Genomic DNA, 19,112 nt, shown 5'->3' with positions numbered 1-19,112 from the left:
ATTCGGCTTTCCATCGGAATGCCGCATCACCACCTTACTTACTCCGCCAGAACTCCCGGCTCCAAATCCGCTGAAACGGCCAGTTTCGGGCACGTAATGCAACGGGTAAATAGGCATGAGCGTGCTTGGGCGATTGCTGATAATAGCTGTCATCATCGGTTAGGATGAGGGACTGGTAGGTATCGTCTGTTTTGACAGTCAGGTCGGCAAAGGGGAGTTCAGGTTTCCAGTTAGAATGTTGAGCCGCTAATTTGTCTTTCAGCAGCGAACTACCCGGAAGCACCTGATTGGTTTGTGGCTCTGGTCGAAATTGCTTCTGTGCTACACTTAGTGCATAGCTCAGATACGATTTAAGCAGAGCCGGACCGCCATTAGCAGCCCCTTCTACCGTTAACTGGTCGGGCCACAGGCTCGTCACTACGTACACTCGCTCTCGTGCGCGCGTAACGGCGACATTCAGGCGATTTTCGCCCCCACGTGCATTCAGGCTCCCAAATTGCATCGACAAGCGCCCCCGCTCATCGGGAGCGTAGCCAATTGAAAAAATAATAACATCCCGCTCGTCGCCCTGCACGTTTTCAATATTCTTGACGAAAACCCCCTCACTCCCGGCCCCTTTCCCAGAAAGGGCGAGAGGAGTACTTATGGTACCTTTCCCCTCCTCTTCACTTCCGGGAGAAGTACTGGGGGTGAGTGAATTTTCCAGCAATTCCTGAATTAACTGCTGTTGCGGGTAGTTGAACGTGACTATACCTACCGAACGGTCGGGTAACTCGGTGGCTATCTGATCGAGAAGTTGCAGCACGGCTTCGGCTTCAGCAAGATTCGTATTCTGTTTCCATACGCCTTTAACGTTCAAATACCGAATAGCGGGTTCGTGGCGATTGATTACGTCGAAATAAGGGAGAAGTTGGAGTTTATTCCCGTAAAAATGCGCGTTCGAGAAGGTGATTAGGTCAAGTGAACGGCTTCGGTAGTGTTCGGTGAGTGAGACCTGCGGGAGTTGCTGGGCGGCCAGTTCGAGCAGCGATTCGACTTCAAGCGCGGTTGGAATGATATCACCTTCGACTTCTTGATCGGCCAACTGAATCCGGTATAGATCGCTGGGGCGCAGTTGCTGATTATCGCCCGTCACCACCACCTGCCTGGCCCGGAACATGGCGGGAATCCCGTTTTCAGCAAAACATTGGGAGGCTTCATCGAAAATGACCAGGTCGAACAAGCCATCGCGCAGGGGAAACATGGCCGACACCGATTCAGGCGAGGCCAGCCAGCACGGAACCAGTTTGAAAACCTCATCGGCAAACGATTCCATCAACTTACGAACCGGCCAGACGTTTCGTTTTTTGGTCGTCTGATGGAGTAAATCACGGTAGGTAACTACGTTGTTCAGGCGATTGACGGTCAGGTTCCGATAGGTTTGGTCGCGCAATTTTACCAGCAGAATATCACGACTAAGGGCTTGTTTGCGTTGAACACTTTCCTGTAGGGCTTGCTCCATCTGGGCCATCTTCAGCGACGAGACACTGCATAATTCCGGGTGTTGCCGTTCCAGATGATCGAGCCAGGCTAAGCGCAAAGAATTCTGAAACGTGGCTACCCAAGCGGTCGGGTTGCTACCCGCCAGTTGCCTTATAACCGTTTGCTCTATCTCCGAAAAGCCCGCACGAATCCGGTCAGATTCAACCAACAGGTCAAAATCACGTCGAAGCGCCTGACGAAGTTGAATGCCAAAGGTTTCATCTTCCCAGAGTTGAACAAATTGATTGGTTGTCAGATACGTTTGAGCGTCGGTCTGTTGCTGCGCCACTCCACCAGCCATTCGGAGCAAAGCGGTTAACGCTTCGGCGAATTGGCTATGTGTCAGCCACAATGGAGCAGGTAATTGGCGAATGGGCGTTAGATCATTGACCCGTTCAAGCAGGTGTTTAGCCCGGCGCAGAAGCCGAACGCTTTCGGGCGAATCAGCAAGCGACAAGCCTGCCAGCAACGGTTGCGCTTCGTGTCGTGTCGCTTCCAGCCGAATGCGCTGATTTATTTTAGTCAGCAGTGTTTGCAAATCCTGCACCGATAGTGTTAGGCCATTGGCCGAGGTCACTGCCTGAAGTTGTGCTTTCCCAGAATGGGTCAATTGCCACCAATTCCAGCGCACCCACGACGAACGGTTCGCCAGAGCGTCGGTGAGTAAATCGCGAAATGCCCGCAGTTCGGTTGTTGGGAGCGTAGTTTCCGGGCCAGGAGCCGTGAGGGTTTCATCCCAGGCCTCGGCTACCTGCTCAAGACGACTTTCTTCAGTCGTCAAAGCAGGGTGATTGGACTTGTTTCGTAGCTGATTGATAACTGCCCATAGCGTCTCGACATCGGGCGTATTCAGTAGGGCCAGCAAGGCTGTTATTGCCCAGTCATGGCTCTGCCAGTTAGCTAATTCACTGATTGACAACGAACGGCCGAGCAACTGAGCTGTTTGTTCATTCGTCATCGTGCGGAGTTGCTGCCAGCGCGTAATGGCCTGATCGGTTTTTGCCAAGTCGGCGTTGGTAAAGGCAGAAAAGCTAACGCGTTCACTCCAAAGGTGATCCAACCCTAACCGTTCCTGATAAGCCGCAAAATCCGTCAACCGACGAACAAAGTTATCCACACCATCAACACGAAAATGTGTATAACTTCCGCTCAACGAAATTACGGGCGCGGCAGGATTACTGGTCAGATAGAGATCTTTGGCCGAAGCGCCACACACCGTCGTATCAAATAAGGTGTCTTTAACTACCTTAAGATCAGCGACAGTTTCATCGATCCGGCGACTCTCGAGGTCAAAATCGCGTTCAAGCAGCACGGCATTTAAGCTATTGTTCTGCTGGCGATAGGCGTCGACCTGTTCAATCTGTCCGGCAATTTGGACATAGAGCGACCGGCGATCATCCTGAAAATCGTGAATCAGGGCCAGAAACGGGGCCATCCCCACTTGCCGAAGCCGTTCCTGCACAACATCGAGTGCGGCCCGTTTCTGACAGACCAGCAGCACGCGCTTGCCACCGGCAGCCGCATCGGCCATCAGGTTGGCAATCAGTTGTGATTTGCCCGTGCCGGGCGGCCCCTGCACCACCAGCGATTGCCCGGCTTTCACCGCCCGCACAGCCGCTTCCTGCGATGCATCCATGGGGAGGGGCGTATGGATGAATTTTTCTGGGAGAGAAGAGGCAGGGGGCAGGGAGTGGGGGGGGTACGGCATTCCGGCAGGGAACAAAGAGAAAGGGGCAAGAAAATTAGTCTCCGCCGATACATCTTGCTTCGCGCCGGAATGCCGTACCACCCCTACTCCCTGCTCCACGCTACCCGCCAAAAGCGCATCATAATCCGGTACCAGGAACGAACCCGCTTGTGGAAAAATACCCAACACAGCCTCCGAATAAAGTTTTAGCTCGCCGGTTCGTTCGAGTTGAGCAAGGTCTTTAGCCGTTTGTTTGTTGAAAAACTGAAGTTTATCGGTGAATAAATCGGGATTGAAATTGATTTCGAGCGGGCTGGTTTTAAGCCATTCGTAGAGTTGGGTGCGAAACGCCAGCGGGTCGCGGTCGAAGTCGTCCATTGTTTTTTCGACAACCTCATCGGGCAGTTTTACCTGGTTGAATTGCCCATACGCCAGCGCCAGCGTAGGGTTCAGAAAAGCCAGTTCATCGCCCCGGCGCGTGAGTTTCCAGAATTTTCCCTGCTGCTCAATCTGCACGGGGAAGTATAGCAGTGGCCCATGAATAACGGTATCGTCCAGAAATTTCCCCTTCACAAAGGGCCAGCCCACGTATAAATCTTCGGTTCCGCGTTCTTCTTCAATAAATCGGGCGGTGCGGGCAATGCGCCGAAGTTTGCGGCTGACCTCGTTGCTGCGTTCCTGCCGGGCATCGAGCACCTCACACAAGGCTACTGATGGCTTGCGACCAATCAAATCAGCAAGTAGAGTAAATGATGATTTATTGAGCAGAAAATCCGTTTCGTGAAGATCCAGAAACTGACCGGCGGGCAGGCTTGTAAGCAGGAGCGACCGATTTCGGCTGCTGAGATTAGTTAAGCGCCGACGAAAGGTTTTAAGTATAGACTGGCCTGGGATCTCCACAAGATTTGCTGATTCACAGAAGTAGAACGCAAAATCCCGAAAATCTTTTAAATCGACTATTCGGGCGGTTCTTTTTTCGAGAGGATTTCAGGATTCGCCTGGTAAAATCCGGAGTAATTCTGGAATCCTCTCGAAAAAAGAATCGCTAAGATGTAGGCCTTACGAATTCTGAGCGGTTCTTTTTTCGGGTATCAGCCACGATGCCAGGATGCTAACCGTTAGTATGCCGATGATAATGTAAAGTGAATAAACGGGCTTAAAACCCTGTTCGGCCAGCCAGTGTTCGGTCAGCATCTTAGCGCCAATAAAGGTCAGCAACACCGCCAAACCCACCTTCAGAAAACGGAACTGGCTCATGATGCTCGACAGGAAGAAGAACATCGACCGCAAACCCATAATGGCAAACACGTTCGAGAAGAAGACGATATAGGGGTCTTTCGTAATTGAGAAAATAGCGGGAATCGAGTCGACAGCAAAAACCAGGTCGGTGAACGCCACCACAATAACTATCAGAAACAGGGGAGTAACAAACAACTTTCGATCTGATTTCCGGCGGATGAAGAAATTGTCGGTTACGTTGCGGTGATAAACGTTCAGGTATTTGCTGGCAAACCGCACGACCGGGTGCTTAGATGGCTCGATCTTCTCCTCCTCCTCTTTCTGGAAGAACAGCCGGATTCCCGTGTACACCAGAAAAGCCCCGAACAAATACATAATCCACTCAAACCGCTGAATAAGGGCTGAACCTAAGAAGATAAAAATAAACCGCAGGACAATGGCTCCCAAAATTCCCCAGACCAGAATCTTCTTATAATACCGCTCCCGAACGCCAAACGAACTGAAGATCAGGATGAAGACAAAGATGTTATCGGCAGAGAGTGAATATTCGACCAAATAGCCCGTAATGTATTCCAGTGACATATTATTCTGAAAACGGGCTAAACTGGCCGGAAAATTGCCGGGAACCAGTTGAACGTGGTCGGCATAAAGCCCGATCACCTCCTGAAGGCGGGCAAACGTGTCAATGCCATGAACTAAATAGCCAAAATTCTTCAGGAAGAAGTAAAAAGCAGCGGAGAGAGCAACCCAAATGGCACTCCAGATAGCGGCTTCTTTAAATTGAACAATGTGACTCTGGCGTTTTGAGAATGCGCCCAGGTCCAATGCCATAACGAAGAGAACAAAAGCGGCAAACGCAAGAAAAAAGATTATTTCGCTGGATAACATAACTACTACAAAAACAGGCAAGTATAGCCTTTGATTCGGTAACATTGCAGGTAAGCAGACAAAGCTACGCCCAATACGCCAAAGGGAAAGGCTTCAATTGTCAAAATTATTGGCAGAGTAATACGCACTGCTTAATTTTGCCCATATGTTTAACAACAAAAAAGTAATTGTGGTCATGCCTGCCTATCGGGCAGCCCTGACCCTGGAGCGTACCTACCGTGAAATTCCACTTGATTTAGTCGATGATATTATTTTAGTCGATGATGCCAGCCCCGACAATACGGTTGAGGTAGCCCGCCAACTGGGCATTCGCCACGTCATTCGCCACGATAAAAACAGAGGCTACGGCGGTAATCAGAAAACCTGCTACGCTAAAGCTATTGAACTTGGGGCCGATATTGTGGTTATGCTTCACCCCGATTATCAATATACACCGTTGTTGTTGCCAGCCATGATTTCGATTATTGGCAATGGTCTGTATCCGGTTGTGTTTGCATCAAGAATTCTGGGCAAAGGGGCGCTAAAAGGCGGAATGCCGATGTATAAATACATTGCCAACCGGTTTCTGACGTTCACGCAGAATCTGCTTATGAATCAGAAACTATCTGAGTATCATACCGGTTATCGGGCATTTTCGGGCGAGGTGCTTCGTAGTTTAGACTTTACGCACAACTCCGACGATTTTATCTTCGATAACGAAATGATTGCCCAGATTTTCTACAAGGGTTACGAAATTGGTGAAGTTACCTGCCCTACCAAGTATTTTGACGAAGCCTCGTCGATCAACTTTCGGCGAAGTTCAATTTACGGTCTGGGAGTTTTGCGGACATCAGTGCTTTATTGCTTCACGAAACTGGGCCTGATGCGCTGGAAGATTTTAACGTAAAAGAATAATGGCTAATGGATAATGTACAATGAATAATGAAGCGGCAACTCATTATTCATTGTACATTATCCATTAGCCATTATTCTACAAATGAATGGCTTCGCCGTAGGCCGCTTCGGTGGCATCTTTGATGGCCTCCGACATGGTTGGATGCGGGTGAACGGCCTTCAGAATTTCTTCGCCGGTGGTTTCTAATTTCCGGGCAGTAACCACTTCAGCAATCATCTCGGTGACATTGTTGCCAATGAAGTGAGCGCCTAAAAATTCGCCGTATTTGGCATCGAAAATTACTTTCACGAAGCCCTCGGGTGTACCGGAAGCCTTCGCTTTGCCCGAGGCCGAGAACGGAAATTTGCCTACTTTAAGTTCGTAACCCGCTTCGCGGGCAGCTTTCTCAGTATATCCTACCGACGCAATTTCGGGGGTGCAATACGTACAACCGGGGATGTTGTTGTAGTTAAGCGGCTCAACGTGCGGCAACCCGGCAATTTTCTCAATGCAAATGATGGCTTCGGCAGAGGCTACGTGGGCCAGTGCCTGCCCTTTGGTGCAGTCGCCAATGGCATAATAGCCCTCAACATTCGTGCGGTAATAATCGTCCGTTACGATTTTGCCCCGGTCAACGGCAATGCTCACTTCTTCCAGACCAATGTTTTCAATGTTAGCCACTACCCCCGCTGCCGACAGCACAATGTCAACATCGAAAGTTTTTTCGCCATCGGGTGTTTTCACGAACACCTTGCAGCCGTTGCCAGTGGTGTCAACTTTCGTCACCTCCGACTTCGTATAAATGTCTATGCCCATTTTCTTGTACTGTTTGGCCAGTTCTTTAGAGATGTCTTCATCTTCTACGGGCACTACGTTGGGCAGAAACTCGACGATGGTCACCTTCGTGCCCATGCTGGCATAGACGTAGGCGAACTCGACGCCAATGGCCCCGGAGCCAATGACAAGCATGGAATCGGGCCGCTTTTCGAGCGACATGGCCTTGCGGTATTCAATCACCTTGTTGCCGTCAATGGGCACACTTGGCAATTGGCGGGCGCGGCCTCCGGTAGCGATGATGATATGTTTCGCTTCGTATTCAGTGACGTTGCCATCGGAGCCGGTCACGTCAACTTTTTTACCGGGTTTTACCTTGCCTACCCCATTGATGACGTCAATTTTATTCTTTTTCATCAGGAACTGAACGCCCTTGCTCATGCTGTCGGCAACGCCCCGGCTCCGCTTGATAACGGCTCCAAAGTCTGCCTTCGATTCGCCCGAAACCGTAATTCCGTAATCGGCAGCGTGTTTGATATACTCAAAAACCTGCGCTGATTTCAGCAGGGCTTTGGTTGGAATACAGCCCCAGTTCAGACAAATCCCACCGAGACTTTCGCGCTCGATAACGGCGGTTTTAAGACCCAGTTGCGAGGCCCGGATAGCAGCCACATAGCCGCCCGGCCCGCTACCCACAACGATTATATCGTACTGTGAAGCCATTAGTTAATGAATAATGTAAAATGTAAAATGAATACCTCTTTCGGAGAGAACGCAAAGGTAGTTTGAAAAGTTGATACCGGAAGTAAACCACGGCCTCGCCTTCTTTTGTTCTATCTTTGCGGATTAAAAATAGACAAATCAATACGACAAGTTCATGACAACTGACCAGTTGACCGACTTGAGGGCCAGAGTAGAGGCTCTAAGGGGGTATCTTTGACTACGATGCCAAGAAAGAACAATTAGCTGAACTCGAACAGCAGACCTTCCAGCCCGAATTCTGGACCGATGCCGCCCGTGCCGAAGGCGTTATGAAGCAGGTTCGTGCCCTGAAGGGCTGGACGTCTGGTTATGAAAAACTAAACAGCCAGTTCGGCGACCTTGAGACGCTGTTTGAATTTTACGAAGCAGGCGACGTAACCGAAGAAGAAGTAGACGAAGAAGGCGGCAAGGTTTCGGAAACGCTCGATGACCTCGAACTCAAAAAAATGCTTGGCAATGAGGAAGACCAACTCAGCGCCGTTCTTGAAATTAATGCCGGAGCGGGTGGTACCGAAAGCCAGGACTGGGCCGATATGCTCTACCGAATGTATATGCGCTGGGCCGAAAAACACGGTTACGGCCTGAAACAGGTTGATTATCAGGAAGGTGATACGGCGGGCATCAAATCGGCTACGATTGAGGTCGATGGGGCCCTGGCCTACGGTTTTCTGAAATCCGAAAACGGCGTTCATCGGTTAGTACGTATTTCCCCGTTCGATTCCAATGCCCGGCGGCACACGTCGTTCGCGTCGGTATATGCCTACCCATTGATTGACGATACAATCACGATTGACGTCAATCCGGCTGATATTGATTGGGACACGTTCCGGTCGGGCGGAGCCGGGGGCCAGAATGTAAACAAAGTGGAGACGGCAGTTCGGCTAAAGCACCGGCCATCAGGACTCATTATCGAATGCCAGCAGGAACGGAGTCAGTTGCAGAACAAAGAGGTGGCCATGCGGCTGTTAAAATCCAAACTCTACGAAATTGAAGTTCAGAAGCGCAACGCAGCCCGCGCCGAAGTAGAAGCCAGCAAGCAGAAAATTGAGTGGGGATCGCAGATTCGCTCCTATGTGCTCGACGACCGGCGCGTGAAAGACCACCGCACGGGCTACCAGACCTCCAACACCGAAGCCGTGCTGGATGGCGACATCGACCCCTTCATCAAAGCGTTTTTGCTGGAGCAGGAGTAATTTTCAGATGTTGAGTGGCTACGGGTTTATGAACAATCCATCAGGAAATTCTGGACGTACATAAACCCGTAGCCACTCAACAACACCATGAAACTCGCGCTTTTTCTTGCTACCCTCCTACTCGCCTGCACCCAGCGAACGCCAGACCCTGCTATGGTCATAAATCCAAACACCAGCGCGTCTACATACAGCTTTCTATCCCTCGGCGATTCCTACACCATTGGCGAGAGCGTGTCGGAGTATGAACGGTGGAGCGTTCAACTGGCCGGAATGCTCCGAAAAGATGGCCTGGACGTAGCTGACCCGGACATTGTTGCCCGCACCGGCTGGACAACAGCAGAGTTGCAGGAGGCCATCAAGGCCAGCCGTAATCAGAAAACTTATAGCTTAGTCTCGCTGCTGATTGGCGTGAATAACCAGTATCGGGGCCAGAGCCAGGACCGCTACCGAACCGAATTCCGGGAACTGCTGCAAACAGCCATCAAGTTCGCAGGCGGCAAGGCCGCTCACGTTTTTGTCCTGTCCATTCCCGATTGGGGCAGTTCGCCCTTTGCGGGTGGACGCGACAAGGCCAAAATTACCCGTGAGATCGACCAGTTCAACGCCATTGCCCAGGAGGAATGCCAGAAAGCAGGCATCGCTTATGTGGATATTACGCCGTTAACCCGGTCGGCAGCCGGCGACAATTCCCAGTTTGCTTCGGATGGCCTGCATTATTCGGGCAAACAAATGCAGCAGTGGGCGGAGAAAGCCTTGCCGGTAGCGAAGCAATTGCTCAACTAATGGGCTCATTCGCTGGATCAAAACCCGGCGAATTTAGTTTCTAAGCAGTCGTCGTCTTCGATAAATTGAACTTCTGCTTATAATACCGGACTGTTCGGCCAATCAGTATTCCGCCAAGAATAGATGGAACAATCCAGCCCGCAGTAGCCGCCCATTCGGGCGCATTTTTGGGTAGAATCCGGTCGAAATTTGTCACTAAAGCGGCCGTAAATGTGGCAATATACGAGCCGCCCATGCGGGTGAAATGCTGAAAAAACCAGTGCATTTTTTCGGATGGCTGGCTAAATCGCCGGACATCCTGCATGGCGAAAACGCCAGTTAATACACCGAAAAAAGAGAATAGAACGGGAAAGAACGATGCGCCGTTCAGCACCAGCAGATACACCCCAAACCCAACCATCAGCACACTTATGCCCAGCGTTAAGCAGGTGAGAAACTTGTCGGCTGTTGCTGGCCCGGACTTTTTTTGTTTGGTGGCTCGCCAGCCGGTGATGCACAGGTAAAAGCTAAAAATGGCAATGCCCGTCAGGAACAGACGCATCATTTTGAACGGTTGTAATCCGCAAAGCAGCAGGGCCGTGATGGCAACGGTAATCATGCAATAGACATAAATTCGTCCGGCGCGGTTATGCACCGGGCTTCCTTTCTTCGAGAACATCGGAATCAGTCCAACCAGCAGGGCCGTTATGCCGGTGGCAATGTGGGTAACGAGCAGTAAGGTAATCAGCGTTTTCATGGCCGTTTTTTGGTTTGCTTTTTTGACGAAGCAAACCTACACCGACCGGGTGGCCTGGTACAATAAAAAGGGTCATTCAGTAAGGTTAGGGACGTTTGGTAACCCAAAAGGATAGCTGGGACGAATGGTGGGCTGATTTACAACGCTTTCAGTTGGGCCACCAACGTCTCATTGTATTGCCGCGCTACGGGTAGTTGAAACTGCCCGCCTACTACATGAAGTTTGTAGCCTTGTGCGTTGCCTGTTACACGCTCGACCCGGTCGAGGTTAACGACATAGGAACGATGGCACCGGACAATGTGGGCCTTCCTGATTTGCTTTTCCAGCCGGCTTAAACTACTACGAAACAGCGGCTTCGTTACCTGTTCGTTTTTAAGGTAAAAAACCGTGCAGTAATTGTCGCTCGATTCAATAAAAAGTAAATCGCTGGCTACAATAGTTAAACTATCTTTTTCATTTTCGGCTATGAGTGTCAACATAGCATCGGCCAGTTCCTTGCCATTTGGTGCAGGGGTTAGCATGGGCGAATGAACTGGCAATTTACCAGCCGCCCGACTGTATTTTTTCAGTTGATTAATGTAATTGAGCACCACAAACCCTGCCGTTGGGAACAGGCCAATGAGGAACGTGATACCGATGGCCCAAAGCCAGCCGCCCATTACCTCCGACTCATTGGTTAACCAGCCTAAATAGAGCCGGTTGCCAAACGCAATAACCGTAATGAAGACCAGTATACGGCTGATTTCTTTGGCAACTGTCCAGCGTTTATCGGAGAAATAATGCGGAAACAGCGCGGGCGCTATAAAGTAATTGGCCAGCATAACAACCAGCGTAACAACGCCAAAACCCAGAATTTTACCTGTTTTGGCGGATGTTTGCCAATCATCCAAACCAAACGGCTGAAAGACCAGTAGAAACAACCCAACAAACAGACCCGTCCCGACCGCCTTCGTCACGTTCGACGATGCCGACTCTTCGGTTGGATAGGGCTGGTTGAGTACGTTGAGCATCAGAACAGGCGCCAACCGGCAATTTGCTCGAAAAAGCTGGACAATACCGGCGGATAAACGATGATCATAAACAGAACGCCAAACAAAGCCCCGTAGAAGTGGGCATCGTGGTTAACATTGCCTGCACCGCGTTGAGCTTCGTAGTATGAATACGCTAAGTACAAGCCCCCGAAAATAAAACCGGGAATGCCAATCGGAATAAAGAACAGATAAATTGGTGTTAACGGGCGAAACAGAATCGTTGCAAAAATAATGGCCGCCACCCCCCCCGATGCTCCCAGCGAATTGTAGCCCGGATTGGTGCGGTGCTTCAAAAACGTTGGAATATCCGATACCAGAATGGCGACCAGATAAAAGCCAATCAGATAGGGCGGACCACCGGCGCCGAATAACATGCCGAAGACCTGCTCGATAAACGCGCCGAAAACGTACAGACTTATCATGTTGAAAATCAGGTGTCCCCAGTCGGCGTGGAGGAATCCCGATGTGATTAGCCGGTAATATTGCCCCCGTTCGGCCACCTGATACGGATTCATAATCCAGCGGTTCATCAGGCCATAATTATTCCAGGCGGCAACGCTGATGATAACCGTAACGACAATAATAAGGGTGATGATCATGTAGGTTGGTTTATAATGTACGATGTACGATTTATTACTGATGCCGGAAGTAAATCGTACATCGTAATTCGTAATTCCTTCAGCTTTCCCGTTCGACCAACTGCCGGGCAAATTGAATAAGTATTTTTTTACGGCCCTGGTCGGCTTCAACCAAATCGAAGCAGGCGAATCCACGGTCAAAGTAGTCGTTAATACGGGCTTCGGTAAGTTGCCGAATCGTTAACTGATCGTAAATAGTGGTGACGGCCCGCACTTTTTCCGCTTTGTCGAAGCGTGTCCTGTTAAGCCAGTCAGTTAGTTCATCACGCAGGGTACCGGTGGCCTGTTGCAGGGCTTCAATAAGGAGAAACGTTTTTTTGTTAGCAATAATATCCCCGCCAACCTGCTTACCAAACTTAACGGGGTCGCCGTAAACATCCAGCAAATCGTCTTTCAACTGAAACCCAATGCCGATGTTCATTCCGCCTTCGTACAGATGGCGGGTCGTTTCGCTGTCGGCTCCGGCAATCAGCCCACCGAGTTCAAGCGCGTATCCCAGCAGAACCGACGTTTTCAACCGAATCATGTCAATGTATTCAGCTTCGGTAACATCCCAGCGGGTTTCAAAATTCATGTCCATCTGCTGGCCTTCGCAAACCTCGGCAGCCGTTCGGCTAAATCGCTCCAAAGCCCGCTTTAATTTGTCGGCTTCTACATTCAGCAAGAGTTGATAGGCATTGACGAGCATCACATCGCCCGATAGAATAGCGATGTTCCCATTCCACTTTTCATGCACCGTTGGCTGGCCCCGGCGCAGTGGTGCCTGGTCCATGATGTCGTCGTGCATGAGGGTGAAGTTATGAAAGACCTCGACGCCCAGTGCGGGCCGAACGGCCTTCTGCCAGTCGTCGGTGAAGAGGTAAGCGGCCATGAGCGTCATTAACGGGCGCATCCGCTTGCCGCCAAGGCTCATAATGTACCGAATTGGGTCATATAATTCGGGGGGGTGCTGCCCATACTGAATACATTGAAGTTCGTTTTGAAGGGCATCAATAAAAATAGCTGGACTCATTCGGCTGGGGCAGGCGTATCTGCCGGGGTTTTAGCCCAAAAATAAGGCAAAAGCCCCCAAAACCCTAACGACCGCGTGACCGGCGGTAACTTCGCTGATTTGTGGTAATAATAGTGAAGAGAAGCCGGGCCGACACCACGAAATAGCCATCCCGCCAGCCCGGATTGCCCCGTTTGGCGCCAGCCGGATTGAGCGGTTGGCCTAACTCGGCCCGACGGTCGGAGAGCGCAGCCGCCAGTGGGTTCATGCGGCCCCGGTCAGGGTAAACCGTGCTGACATCGTCCACGTAATCGCTGAATACGTGTGTATATGCCCCCTCCAGATGCAACTTAAACCGCTCAGATGCGGCAACAGGCACCCCCAAGCCCATATCGAGCCATAAAGGGCAGGCGATTATACCCTACGCCTTCTGTCTGCAACGGCGCTAAACTCACCGCCTGCCCTTTGTATGTCGTTTTGGGAGTTAGCCAGGTCAAGCCCACGCCAGCCAGCACATAGGGAATAATGATATGGTTTCGGTCGTCGGCCCGCCAGAAATCCCACTGAATGCCCGCCCAAACGTCAGGATTCAGGCTATAAAATGAGAGATTATTATAGGCCAGATGTGTATGCTGATGACTACCCCGAAGGTAATACACCTGCGTTTCGGCCCGGAAGGTAAGCTGTGGCGAGTACCGGTAAGCAATTGCCAGGTTCAGGGCTGCTCCTAACCGGGCGTGGGCAACATCGAATCGTTCGTTCAGATCACCGAGGTAGCGCGTTGGTCCAAGCCCAACATTTAACAGCCAGGTGCCCGGATATTCCCGCCATACTTCCGAACGTTGCGACTGGCCGAATGCGGGAACTGTCAGGAGTTGTGTACCAACAAGGAGAATCCAGAAAAATTTCACACGGTCAGTTTAGTGAAAGCCAGGCCTATGTGACGCATCCGCGAAGGGAAGGTAACATAGACCCGCCCTCACAACTCACCAATATCTTCGTTCCAGAGCGTCGGCTTTTCGGCGATGAACTGATTCATCATATCGACACATTCGGGCAGGTCGAGGTCAATGACTTCAACGCCATGCTGCTCCATGAATTCCCGTGCCCCGGCAAATGTCCGCGATTCGCCAACAATCACTTTCGGGATTTTAAACTGCACGATGGTACCCGCGCACATGTAGCACGGCATCAATGTAGAATAAATAACCGTATTTCGGAATGAACCAACCCGACCGGCGTTGTTGAGGCAGTCCATTTCGCCGTGCAGAATCGGATTATTTTCCTGCACGCGCTTGTTATGGCCCGATGCCACCAACGCACCGTTTTTGATGAGCGCCGAGCCAATGGGTATGCCACCTTCGCTCAGACTTTTACGGGCCTGGCGAATGGCCTCCTGCATGAATTCGTCCATGATGTTTAGGAATTATCGTTACAACAATTTCATCGTTTCGTAATCGCCGACATGCTTCAGGTATAAAAAATGAATCAGCAGGCCGTTGACGTTTGTGACGAGTTTATGGGCCTCGGGCAGGGTAGCTACTACGCTCGTAATCCGCTCAAACTCCGCCTGGTTGCCCATGTTTTTCAGGTGAAACGCCATAATCTCCTTACGGGTCATCTCCTGCTCAATGTAGAAATAGTGCATGGCTTCGTCGCTGGTGCCGGTGCTGGGGAACCATAGTTTCGGATTGAGTTTGGTCAGCTCATCCGGAGCAACAGTAAGGCCTATCTCTTCGCCTAATTCGCGGGCGGCTACCTCGTCGGGCGCATCGCTGGCGTCGACCATTCCGGCGGGGTGCTCGTAGGTATGCGACCCATCCGAAATACGTCGTTGCTTCACCAAGACCACAAATTTCTCCTGGCTATCTTTATCAATCAGGCAAACCAGTATCGACGCTGCGTGGCCTTTCAGAAACAGCGCGGGCGGAATTTTATCGCCTTCGGGCGTATCAGCATCCACTTCGAGCATGGCAAACAGCACCTCGCCATTATGCCTGCGCCGAATGTAGAAATCTTTTATCGCATTAATTTTCAGCCCGTTCGCTTCCATCTGGCTTTTCCAGAAACGAAACTTAGGCGCATCCTCAAGGCGCTCAACTTGTTTACTCATGCTGGCAGTAGCGATAAAATAAGTACGTCGTTAAGCTGACAATGAACCTGTTCGACGACGTAAAGGTAGCGCAGCCGATTGACGTTTAGAAAAGTTTATCGGCGTAGAAGCACATTGCTTTGGCCGGGTATTAGGAGGTATAGCGTTGTAGGTTTGCTATGACTACATTAACCAGGATTCTTTTCGATCAATAGATGAGCACAGTAAATCAAAACCGCAGGTATTTTTTGCATAAGGCCACTCTGGGGAGCGTTGTCCTATGCCTGACCAATTCGGCCTGGCCAATCAATAGCCGGTCAGAACAGGGGAAACGGGTTGGCATTATTGGGTTGGATACCTCCCACAGCGTAGCGTTTACCAAAGCATTGAACGCTCCCGATGCTGGTTCAGCCTATGCGGGTTATCGGGTGGTGGCGGCTTATCCGTTTGGGAGTAAGGATATTGACAGCAGCACAAAACGCATTCCGGGCTACACCGACGAAGTCAGTAAACTGAACGTAGCCATTGTTGACTCAATTGGCGAACTGCTCAGACAGGTGGATGTCGTTCTGCTGGAAACCAACGACGGACGGCTGCACCTTGAGCAGGTAACCGAGGTGCTTAAAGCAGGAAAGCGTGTTTTTGTCGACAAGCCAATAGCGGCTTCCCTGGCCGATGTGCTGGCTATTTTTGAGCTTTCACGCACATACTCTATTCCGATTTTCTCAGCCTCCTCGTTACGGTATATCAACGGCATCGACAGTATCGACAAAAGCCAGGTATTGGGGGCCGACACGTTTAGTCCGGCCGTACTGGAAAAAACACATCCTGATTTGTTCTGGTACGGGATTCATGGCGTAGAAACCCTGTACACCGTTATGGGAACCGGTTGTAAGCAGGTGATACGGGTTCATTCAGAAGGAACTGATGTGGTGATTGGCACCTGGGCCGATGGGCGCATCGGTACATTCCGGGGCACCCGTACCGGCAAGCACGACTACGGCGGAACCGTTTATACGAAGACCGGCAATGTTACCCTGGGGCCTTATGGTGGCTACGAGCCTTTACTGAACGAAATTATTCACTATTTTGAAACCGGCAGGGCACCCGTGCTGCCAACGGAAACCATTGAACTAGTTGCGTTTATGGAGGCCGCCGACGAAAGCAAACGCCGGGGCGGCACAGCCGTCAGTCTGGACGAGGTACTGGAAAAAGCAAAAAAGAAACTATTCGCAAAGTGATAAAATGCCGCTCGGCTGCTTCTTATACCTAAACCTGACGTATCGGCATGAAACTTACGGAAAATACCTTTTCTGACGATTCACGTAGAAACTTCATTCGGCAGACCATCACGGGCACCACAGCCTTAACGGTGGGTGGTATTTTACCCGGTTTCAGTGCCCAAAGCTACGCCCGAATTCTGGGAGCCAACGAAAAAATACGGGTGGGCATGATGGGGGTAAATAGCCGGGGACTGGCGCTGGCTGGCAATTTTGCCCTCCAGCCGAATTGCGAGGTAATCTCCGTATCGGATGTGGATGCGCGAGCCGCCAGCAAGTGTCTGGCTACGGTCGAAGGCATTCAACAGGCAAAGCCGAAAAACCAGCCCGATTTTCGGAAGGCGCTGGACGACAAAGACGTAGATGCGCTGATTATAGCCGCGCCCGACCACTGGCACGCTCCGGCGGCCATACTGGCCTCCAAAGCCGGAAAACACGTTTATCTCGAAAAACCGTGCAGCCATAACCCACACGAAGGAGAACTGCTGCTGGCAGCCGCCCGGAAGTACAAAAATATTATTCAGATGGGTAATCAGCGCCGGTCGTGGCCCAACGTAGCAACGGGTATCCGGGAGCTACAGGAAGGCGTTATTGGCCGGCCTTATTTTGCTAAAGGCTGGTACACCAACAACCGGGCCTCTATTGGCATTGGCAAAGAAGTGCCGGTTCCTGCCTGGCTGAACTATGACTTATGGCAGGGACCTGCTCCCCGGCGACCCTACAAAGACAACCTCATTCACTACAATTGGCACTGGTTTTGGCATTGGGGCACCGGTGAGGCCCTCAACAACGGCACCCACATGCTCGACCTGATGCGCTGGGGACTGGGTGTCGATTTTCCAACAAAAGTAACCTCGTTGGGTGGGCGGTATCGGTACAAAGATGACTGGGAAACACCGGATACCCAGGTGATTACGTTAGAGTTCGCCAATAATACCGCCATGACCTGGGAAGGGAGAAGCTGCAACGGACGAACCGTTGAAGGAACCAGTGTGGGTGTCCTGTTTTATGGAGAAAAAGGCTCATTGCTGATTGAATCAGGCAATTCCTATAAAATTTTTGACCTGGACAATAAACTGGTTAAAGACGTCAAAAATGACCTCCAGATTGATCCCCGCAACAGGATGGACCCCTCGCAGGCGCTGGATGCCATCCATATTCAAAACTTCTTCGATGGTATCAAAAAAGGAACGGCCCTTGCCTCCGATATTGTCGGTGGGCACAAAAGCACGCTGCTTTGCCAGTTAGGCAATATCGCGCTTCGGTCGGGTGATATGCTCACAATCGACCCGACGAACGGGCATATTAAAAACAACAAAGAAGCCGAAAAACTTTGGCAGCGGGAATACCAGAAAGGCTGGGAACCAACTGTTTAATCGGAAGGGCGTGTAAACAGGTTATCGGCTGCGTAAATGGACATTCTGAAGATAATCAACGGGACGCTCCTGACCCCCTACCGCTGCATTCGGGGTGGCACGGTGGTCATTCAGGATGGCGTTATTGTGGGGGTTCATGAGCGCGATGTCGATGTTCCGGGTGCCACCGAACTGGATGCTGGCGGTCGGTATGTTGCTCCCGGCTTTATTGACATTCATGTGCATGGGGGCGGGGGGCATGATTTTATGGATGGAACGGAAGAAGCGTTCCTGGCCATTGCCGAACTGCACGCCCAATATGGCACCACGTCGCTGGTGCCTACTACCCTAACGGCCGAAAAAGCAGACCTGCTGCAAACGCTGGATGTATATGAACGGGCAAAACTGAAAAATAGCCGGGGTGCTGCTTTTCTGGGTATCCACCTGGAAGGCCCTTATTTTGCCCTGAGTCAGCGGGGGGCGCAGGACCCGCGCTATATTCGTAATCCAGACCCAGAGGAGTATGAAGAAATACTCGCCTATTCGTCATCCATTGTTCGGTGGAGTGCCGCGCCGGAACTGGAGGGTGCGATTCCGTTTGGTCGCCGACTACGCCAAAAAGGGATTCTGGCTGCCGTAGCCCATACCGATGCCGTTTATGAAGAGGTTCTCCTGGCCTATGAAAATGGCTATTCGCTCGCGACTCATCTGTATTCATGTATGTCGGGCGTAACCCGCCGAAACGCCTACCGCTATGCCGGGGTCATCGAAAGCGCCTTTCTTCTGGATATGGATGTCGAAATCATCGCCGATGGTATCCACCTGCCACCGCCGTTGCTCAAGCTGGTTTATAAGATCAAAGGCCCCGACCGGACAGCGCTGATTACGGATGCCATGCGGGCCGCCGGGATGCCCGAAGGCATGAGCACACTGGGGTCGCTGAAAAATGGCCTGCCCGTTCTTGTCGAAGATGGCGTCGCGAAACTGCCGGATCGAACAGCCTTCGCGGGAAGTGTGGCAACGACGAATCAACTCGTGCGTAACATGGTGCAGTTGGCCGATGTATCGCTGCTGGATGCCGTCCGAATGGCCAGCACGACGCCTGCCCGAATTATGGGTGTTGAGGCCCGGAAAGGACTACTGGCGCCGGGTAAAGATGCTGACCTGGTGATTTTCAACGAGACCATAACCGTCGATACCACTATTGTCAACGGAAAAGTTGTCTATTCAAAAAGACAACCCGCCAGCGCCAGGTGATTTCTGCGATA

General features: G+C 51.2%; 17 protein-coding genes. 6 read left to right on the top strand and 11 right to left on the bottom strand.

What is annotated here, in order from left to right; all coding sequences use genetic code 11:
* Window positions 1-34 precede the first annotated feature (34 nt).
* Together ACYVI1_RS12200 and ACYVI1_RS12195 are read right to left on the bottom strand one after the other, a co-directional pair.
* A complete protein-coding gene (locus ACYVI1_RS12200) occupies window positions 35-4,108 on the bottom strand; it encodes an AAA domain-containing protein (protein WP_460910361.1) in 4,074 nt (1,357 codons plus the stop codon).
* Between the two features lie 159 nt (window positions 4,109-4,267).
* A complete protein-coding gene (locus ACYVI1_RS12195; protein ID WP_460910359.1) occupies window positions 4,268-5,335 on the bottom strand; it encodes a TerC/Alx family metal homeostasis membrane protein in 1,068 nt (355 codons plus the stop codon).
* Between the two features lie 145 nt (window positions 5,336-5,480).
* Between ACYVI1_RS12195 and ACYVI1_RS12190 the strand changes: the two genes are divergently transcribed.
* Window positions 5,481-6,221 (top strand): glycosyltransferase family 2 protein, encoded by a 741-nt coding sequence (locus ACYVI1_RS12190; protein ID WP_460910357.1) that lies wholly within the window; start codon window positions 5,481-5,483, stop codon window positions 6,219-6,221.
* An 84-nt stretch (window positions 6,222-6,305) separates the two neighbouring features.
* Here the strand turns inward: ACYVI1_RS12190 and lpdA are convergent, their stop codons facing one another.
* A complete protein-coding gene (gene lpdA, locus ACYVI1_RS12185; RefSeq protein WP_460910355.1) occupies window positions 6,306-7,706 on the bottom strand; it encodes a dihydrolipoyl dehydrogenase in 1,401 nt (466 codons plus the stop codon).
* Between the two features lie 154 nt (window positions 7,707-7,860).
* Here lpdA and prfB point away from each other — a divergent pair.
* A protein-coding gene (prfB, locus tag ACYVI1_RS12180; protein WP_460910354.1) for a peptide chain release factor 2 occupies window positions 7,861-8,938 on the top strand; the annotation gives its coding sequence in 2 pieces (ribosomal slippage) (window positions 7,861-7,920 and window positions 7,922-8,938; 1,077 coding nt in all).
* Between the two features lie 87 nt (window positions 8,939-9,025).
* Entirely contained in the window at window positions 9,026-9,721 is a 696-nt protein-coding gene (locus tag ACYVI1_RS12175) for an SGNH/GDSL hydrolase family protein (RefSeq protein ID WP_460910352.1), read from the top strand.
* A 40-nt stretch (window positions 9,722-9,761) separates the two neighbouring features.
* Here the strand turns inward: ACYVI1_RS12175 and ACYVI1_RS12170 are convergent, their stop codons facing one another.
* The 8 genes from ACYVI1_RS12170 to ACYVI1_RS12135 form a co-directional block, all read right to left on the bottom strand.
* Window positions 9,762-10,457 carry a DUF2306 domain-containing protein gene (locus ACYVI1_RS12170; protein ID WP_460910350.1) on the bottom strand — a complete coding sequence of 232 codons (696 nt, stop codon included), beginning with the start codon at window positions 10,455-10,457 and terminating at the stop codon, window positions 9,762-9,764.
* A 137-nt stretch (window positions 10,458-10,594) separates the two neighbouring features.
* A complete protein-coding gene (locus ACYVI1_RS12165; RefSeq protein ID WP_460910348.1) occupies window positions 10,595-11,467 on the bottom strand; it encodes a LytR/AlgR family response regulator transcription factor in 873 nt (290 codons plus the stop codon).
* Window positions 11,467-12,087 (bottom strand): rhomboid family intramembrane serine protease, encoded by a 621-nt coding sequence (locus ACYVI1_RS12160; RefSeq protein ID WP_460910346.1) that lies wholly within the window; start codon window positions 12,085-12,087, stop codon window positions 11,467-11,469. The genes ACYVI1_RS12165 and ACYVI1_RS12160 overlap by 1 nt, the downstream gene beginning before the upstream one ends.
* Window positions 12,088-12,166: 79 nt before the next feature.
* Window positions 12,167-13,138: a polyprenyl synthetase family protein gene (locus tag ACYVI1_RS12155; protein WP_460910345.1), complete on the bottom strand. Its 972-nt coding sequence runs from the start codon at window positions 13,136-13,138 to the stop codon at window positions 12,167-12,169.
* A gap of 64 nt (window positions 13,139-13,202) precedes the next feature.
* A complete protein-coding gene (locus ACYVI1_RS12150; protein ID WP_460910343.1) occupies window positions 13,203-13,496 on the bottom strand; it encodes a hypothetical protein in 294 nt (97 codons plus the stop codon).
* Window positions 13,477-14,028: a hypothetical protein gene (locus ACYVI1_RS12145; RefSeq protein ID WP_460910341.1), complete on the bottom strand. Its 552-nt coding sequence runs from the start codon at window positions 14,026-14,028 to the stop codon at window positions 13,477-13,479. Before ACYVI1_RS12145 ends, ACYVI1_RS12150 begins: the two co-directional genes overlap by 20 nt.
* A gap of 68 nt (window positions 14,029-14,096) precedes the next feature.
* The gene (locus ACYVI1_RS12140) at window positions 14,097-14,531 is read right to left on the bottom strand and encodes a nucleoside deaminase (RefSeq protein WP_460910339.1); all 435 of its coding nucleotides are present in this window, start codon (window positions 14,529-14,531) and stop codon (window positions 14,097-14,099) included.
* Window positions 14,532-14,549: 18 nt separating this feature from the next.
* A complete protein-coding gene (locus ACYVI1_RS12135; protein WP_460910337.1) occupies window positions 14,550-15,230 on the bottom strand; it encodes an NUDIX hydrolase in 681 nt (226 codons plus the stop codon).
* A 227-nt stretch (window positions 15,231-15,457) separates the two neighbouring features.
* Here ACYVI1_RS12135 and ACYVI1_RS12130 point away from each other — a divergent pair, with 227 nt between their 5' ends.
* The 3 genes from ACYVI1_RS12130 to nagA are packed head-to-tail and all read left to right on the top strand — an operon-like array spanning window position 15,458 to window position 19,101.
* On the top strand, window positions 15,458-16,450 hold the full coding sequence (locus ACYVI1_RS12130; RefSeq protein WP_460910335.1) for a Gfo/Idh/MocA family protein: 993 nt from the start codon (window positions 15,458-15,460) through the stop codon (window positions 16,448-16,450).
* A gap of 47 nt (window positions 16,451-16,497) precedes the next feature.
* Window positions 16,498-17,865 carry a Gfo/Idh/MocA family protein gene (locus ACYVI1_RS12125; RefSeq protein ID WP_460910333.1) on the top strand — a complete coding sequence of 456 codons (1,368 nt, stop codon included), beginning with the start codon at window positions 16,498-16,500 and terminating at the stop codon, window positions 17,863-17,865.
* Between the two features lie 36 nt (window positions 17,866-17,901).
* Window positions 17,902-19,101 carry an N-acetylglucosamine-6-phosphate deacetylase gene (gene nagA / locus ACYVI1_RS12120; protein WP_460910331.1) on the top strand — a complete coding sequence of 400 codons (1,200 nt, stop codon included), beginning with the start codon at window positions 17,902-17,904 and terminating at the stop codon, window positions 19,099-19,101.
* Window positions 19,102-19,112 lie beyond the last annotated feature (11 nt).

The sequence above is a fragment of the Spirosoma areae genome, from assembly GCF_054781775.1.
The sequence above is the reverse complement of the archived record's forward strand: the minus strand, read 5'-3'. Positions and strand labels throughout refer to the sequence as shown.